Source organism: Cytophagia bacterium CHB2, from assembly GCA_030263535.1.
GTDB lineage: Bacteria > Zhuqueibacterota > Zhuqueibacteria > Zhuqueibacterales > Zhuqueibacteraceae > Coneutiohabitans.
This window is the reverse complement of the sequence record SZPB01000425.1, coordinates 1-4,906: the sequence shown is the minus strand read 5'-3', so window position 1 is coordinate 4,906 and position 4,906 is coordinate 1. Positions and strand designations below refer to the sequence as shown.

The 4,906-nt window shown below is 52.7% G+C and carries 6 protein-coding genes; all 6 read left to right on the top strand.

The genetic code is table 11. From position 1 onward, the window contains the following. The first annotated feature begins 186 nt into the window (after nt 1-186). Entirely contained in the window at nt 187-1,074 is an 888-nt protein-coding gene (locus FBQ85_26480) for an aminotransferase (protein ID MDL1878679.1), read from the top strand. 74 nt (nt 1,075-1,148) lie between these two features. Further along, on the top strand, nt 1,149-1,733 hold the full coding sequence (locus FBQ85_26475) for a hypothetical protein (GenBank protein ID MDL1878678.1): 585 nt from the start codon (nt 1,149-1,151) through the stop codon (nt 1,731-1,733). Nucleotides 1,734-1,779: 46 nt separating this feature from the next. Next, nucleotides 1,780-3,795, top strand: a complete 2,016-nt coding sequence (locus FBQ85_26470) for a thiol:disulfide interchange protein (protein MDL1878677.1) — start codon at nt 1,780-1,782, stop codon at nt 3,793-3,795. A 41-nt stretch (nt 3,796-3,836) separates the two neighbouring features. Continuing rightward, a complete protein-coding gene (locus FBQ85_26465) occupies nt 3,837-4,130 on the top strand; it encodes a type II toxin-antitoxin system RelE/ParE family toxin (GenBank protein ID MDL1878676.1) in 294 nt (97 codons plus the stop codon). Further along, entirely contained in the window at nt 4,127-4,372 is a 246-nt protein-coding gene (locus FBQ85_26460) for a type II toxin-antitoxin system Phd/YefM family antitoxin (GenBank protein MDL1878675.1), read from the top strand. Before FBQ85_26465 ends, FBQ85_26460 begins: the two co-directional genes overlap by 4 nt. Before the next feature lie 19 nt (nt 4,373-4,391). Beyond that, nucleotides 4,392-4,906 (top strand): diacylglycerol kinase family lipid kinase (locus FBQ85_26455; protein MDL1878674.1); only part of this gene is annotated, 515 nt, incomplete at its 3' end.

Below are 4,906 nucleotides of genomic sequence, written 5' to 3'. Positions count from 1 at the left end.
TTAGCATGAAAAATTTGGGACGGTTGGCGGCCATTGTGACGAATATGCCGGTTTTGCCGTGACTAGCTCAAGCCCGTCGCAATAAACCAGAATTGCCTTGACATTCAACACAAACTTATCTAAGATTTTTCCGCTTGAAAGCGAAGTGTCCAAGTATTTTTGCACAAGGCTGGGAGCTGCAGCGCCATGCTAGTTTACCTTAACGGCAAGTTTATCTCTCACGAGCAAGCCACGGTTTCCGTTTACGAGCGCGGCTTTTTGTTCGGCGATGGCATCTATGAAGTTATTCGCAGCTATCACGATTATTTTTTCGAGACCGAGGCGCATTTGCGCCGCTTGCAGCACGGCCTCGAAGCCTTGCGATTGCAGTTTTATGATTTCGCCGGGTTGGAAAACATTGCACGGTGGCTGCTGGCGGAAAATAATCTTTTAAACGGCGAGGCGCTGATTTATTTTCAAATCACGCGCGGCGCGGCGATTCCTCGCAAACATTTCTTTCCGCCGCCGGGCACGCCGCCAACGGTTTACATTGCCGCTAACAAATTCGTCCCGGCTCATGAGTTGACCGAAAAGGGGGTGTCTGCAATAACGATGCCCGATATTCGCTGGGATCGTTGCGATCTCAAGACGATCAATCTTTTGCCGAATGTCTTGGCAAGTCAGAAAGCGCATGAACAGGGCGCGGATGAAGCGATTTTTATCCACGAAGGCGTTGCCACCGAAGCGAGCCACAGCAATTTCTTTGCGGTGTTCGATGGCAAGATTGTAACACATCCGGCTTCGCATAAAATATTGCCCGGCATCACGCGCAAAGTTGCGCTCGAGCTTTGCCGGGAATTGCGCATTCCGGTGGAAGAAGCGCCGCCGGTTGCCGCGCGGCTGCCACAGGCCAGCGAGCTTTTCCTCTCGCGCACCACGGGCGAGGTTGTGCCAATCGTTCGGCTAGATAATGTTGTGATTGCGGATGGCAAGCCCGGGCCGATCACGCGCCGGCTGCAAGAGGCGTTTACGCGGCGCATCGCGGCGAGAAAAAGCCAAAAAGCATTGACGCAAGAAATTTCATTGACGGAATAATTTTTGTGATACTATTTGTTTCAAGCAGTAAGTTGCTTGCCCGATTTTTTAGAACAACTTGCGACTGCATAAGTATGATCGCGAAGGCGTTTTCCTCGAAAATGGGCGTCTTTGGAAGAGCCGGTTCCAAACCCTTGCTGGGCGCCGGGATTCCAATGCCGTTTATTCTGATTGCAATAGCTTTTTTTCATCTCAGTTGCGTCAATCCCTTTGCCCCCAAGCTTGATGACGGCAGTTTGACCAGCGAGCTAATTACCGAACAACGCAATCCCGAAGAAGTGTTGACGAATTTCCGTTATGCCTACACCTTCAAAGATTCGTTGCTTTATTCAAATGTTTTGGACAGCGCATTCGTGTTTCAATATTTCGATCCCGAACAGGGGCCGTCCGGCTTGTTTATCTCCTGGACGCGCGAAACGGACTTGAAAACCACCGGACGGTTGTTGCGCTCGTTCGACGTCATCAATCTCGAATGGCTGAACACCATTTACACCATCACCGAAGGCGAAGATGAGACGCAGGCGCGCAGTTTTCGCCTGGATCTCGCCAGCTCGGATTTCAGCTTCAGCGTTTCGGGCTTCGCGATCTTCACGTTTCACCGCAACCCGCGCGACGGCAAATGGCGCCTGCTGCGCTGGGTTGATCAATCGGATTTGTGAAATTTTATCAAATTAGGCCTAAAACAACGCAACCATTATCTTCAAAATGAACTTTCAAAAAAACGAAATATTCCCAACGGGTAAAGGCAGCCAACGGATTCATAGTAAGTTTTATCCGTTGGCAGCTTTCATCCGTTGGGTAAGTTTTTTTTATCGCCGGCGCCCGGCGCAAATTTTACGAAGACTCCTGCGGCATGGCAGAAGCGGTGGAAGGAGTATCGCGAGAATCCATTTTGTAATCCCCCGCCTTCCTGTTTTTTTGGTATTGGGACTGTTGTTTCACTTGACGATTTGCCTACCGGCTCAAGCTCAAGAAAAAATTTTTCTCGGGTTTTCCCCTCCGGAAGAAATCCTGCAGACCGAGGTGATCTTCTCGTTTGATCAAGCCTACAAAGGCAGCACGCTGCGCGCGGCCATTCTCGGCAAAATTAGCGAAGGCTGGCATGTGAACTCGCATCAGCCGAACGAAGAGTTCTTAATTCCCACCAAAGTCGAGCTTGACGGGATCAGCGGTGTAACAATTGATAAAATCGTTTACCCGCCGGGTTTGTCGCGCAGCTTTGCCTTTTCCGAAACGCCGATGTCGGTTTATGAACGCGAAGTCATTATCGGCGTTCAGCTCAAAATCTCAGAAAAATTCGAAGGCGAAGAATTAAGGCTCTCCGGCAAATTGATTTATCAAGCCTGCAATGATTTTTCCTGTTTGCAGCCGGAGGAGAAAGCATTCAGCGCAACGCTGCCGCTGGTGGGACTCGATCTGCCGGCGAATCTCATCAATGAAGAGATTTTTGCGCCGATTGATTTCGGCGGCGCGTTGACGATTGCGAAACAAGAGCAGGGAGGCAGCGCCAATGAAATCAGCGCGTTGGTCGAGCGGCACGGCTTGGGCGCTTCATTGCTGTTTATTTTTCTCGGCGGGCTTGCGCTCAATTTGACGCCGTGTGTTTATCCGCTGATTCCGATTACGGTGAGTTATTTTGGCGGACAAACCGGCGGTCGCCCGGCAAAAGTGTTTGGCCTCGCGTCGCTTTATATTCTCGGCATGGCGGTGACGTACTCCGTGTTGGGCGTGTTGGCGGCTTTGAGCGGCTCCTTGTTCGGCGCGGCCTTGCAAAGTCCGCCGGTGCTCATTTTTATTGCCGTTGTGATGATCGCGCTGGCGCTGTCGATGTTTGGATTATATGAATTCAAAGTACCCTCGGCGCTCATGCAAATGGCCGGTGGCTCGAAGCCGGGTCTCTTTGGCGCGTTTTTTATGGGACTCACGGTTGGTTTTGTCGCCGCGCCGTGCATCGGGCCGTTCGTATTGGGCTTGCTGACATATGTCGGAGCTACCGCCAATCCTGTGCTCGGTTTCTGGATGTTTTTCGTATTGGCGCTCGGCTTGGGCGCACCGTTTTTGCTGCTCGGCACGTTTTCCGGGTTGCTGCAAAATCTGCCGCGCTCAGGCATGTGGATGGTTTGGATCAAAAAAATATTCGGCGTCATTTTGCTGGCGATGGCGGCATATTTTGCCGCTCCGATTTTGCCGAATTGGCTTGCAAAATATTTGTTGCCCGCAATTTTGCTTTTGGGAGGATTGTATGTCGGTTTGATCGAGTCGACTAAATTCAGTTCGAAAATTTTTCCCTGGCTCAAACGCGCCGCCGCTGCGATTTTTGCAGGTATTGCGTTGTGGCTTGCCTGGCCTGAGCAGGAAGCGCATGCTGGAACCTGGCTGGCTTTGAATGACGCTGCGCTCGCGCAAGCGCAACAGGAGGCCAAGCCGGTGATCATCGATTTCACCGCGGATTGGTGTCTCGCCTGTAAAGAACTCGAGCGCTTCACATTTCCGCACGCCGAGGTGCGTGCGCGCGCCGAGGGCTTCGTTTTCCTGCGCGGCGATTTGACGAAATACGCCTCGCCGGAAGTGCAGGCGATCCGGCAGCAATACGCTATCAAGGGCCTGCCTACCATCATCTTTCTCGATGCTGCGGGCAGGGAACTCGACGATCTGCGCGTGATCGGTTTCGTCGACGGCAAAGAATTCGCGCGGCGGATGGATGCGGTGCGGGGAAATTAGGCGTTGGTGATTGCAAAAAAAATAGCTATAATCTGGCCAGAATGAGGCACAATATCGTTTTTGCGCCGGAAGCCGCCGACGATTTTAAACGGCTTGCTGCGAGGGAACGCACATTGGTGCGCACAGCAATTGAAACGCACTTGAGGCATGAGCCTCGGAAAACCAGCAAGAGCCGGATCAAGCGATTGCGAGGTTTGAGCCGGCCGGAATACCGTTTGCGGGTGGAAGAGTTTCGGGTTTTTTATGATTGCAAGGGAACCGACGTCGAAATTTTAGCGATCGTGCCAAAATCAAGAGCCGCAGCTTGGCTTGAAAGATATGGAGAACAGTTATGAAACTGATTGCGCTCTCAGAAATTAAGGATCAATTGTCCAAATATCTTCGTCTGGCTGAAAAAGAAGAAATCGTAATCATGCGGCATGGCAAGCCCGCCGGAGTTTTGGTGGGTTTCAAAACTGAGGAAGATTGGTTTGATTACCGTCTCGAGCATGATCCTCGATTTTTAGATCGTATCGCTGCCGCACGGCAAAGCTTGCGAGCGGGTAAGGGAATTCGTCTCGAAGACATGCCAGAATAACAATATTCACTTCGTTACAATGCAAACCTCCAAAACCCTTTTCATCGTCAATCCCATCTCCGGATTTCGGCGGGATAAAAGCGCGATCATCAATCTCATCCATGCGCAATTTCCCTCGAGCGATGTTGAATTGACTGCCGGCCCGGGCGAGGCCACGCGCCTGGCGCGCGAAGCGGCGCTGCGCGATTATGAAATCGTAGCCGCGGTCGGCGGCGACGGGACCATCAACGAAGTGGCCTCGGGCCTGGTCGGCACGAACACGGCGCTCGGCATCATTCCGCGCGGTTCCGGCAACGGATTGGCGCGCGGCCTCGGCATTCCGATTCAGCCGGCAGAGGCGTTGCGCGTGTTGGCGGCAGGTGCAGTGCGCGCGATCGACGCCGGTTGCGCCGGCTCGCGGTATTTCTTCGCGGTCTGCGGCATTGGATTCGATGCCACCGTCGGTCAAAAATTCAATACCGCGCACTGGCGCGGGCCGCTGCCGTATTTTTTGATCGCGGCGCAGCAATTCGCCGCATTCCATCCCGAAGCGTT

What these genes read in the sequence shown, in the direction of transcription:
- FBQ85_26480 (MDL1878679.1), top strand. Translation starts at nt 187, where the DNA reads ATGCTAGTTTACCTTAACGGCAAGTTTATCTCTCACGAGCAAGCCACG.
- FBQ85_26475 (MDL1878678.1), top strand. Translation starts at nt 1,149, where the DNA reads ATGATCGCGAAGGCGTTTTCCTCGAAAATGGGCGTCTTTGGAAGAGCC.
- FBQ85_26470 (MDL1878677.1), top strand. Translation starts at nt 1,780, where the DNA reads ATGAACTTTCAAAAAAACGAAATATTCCCAACGGGTAAAGGCAGCCAA.
- FBQ85_26465 (MDL1878676.1), top strand. Translation starts at nt 3,837, where the DNA reads ATGAGGCACAATATCGTTTTTGCGCCGGAAGCCGCCGACGATTTTAAA.
- FBQ85_26460 (MDL1878675.1), top strand. Translation starts at nt 4,127, where the DNA reads ATGAAACTGATTGCGCTCTCAGAAATTAAGGATCAATTGTCCAAATAT.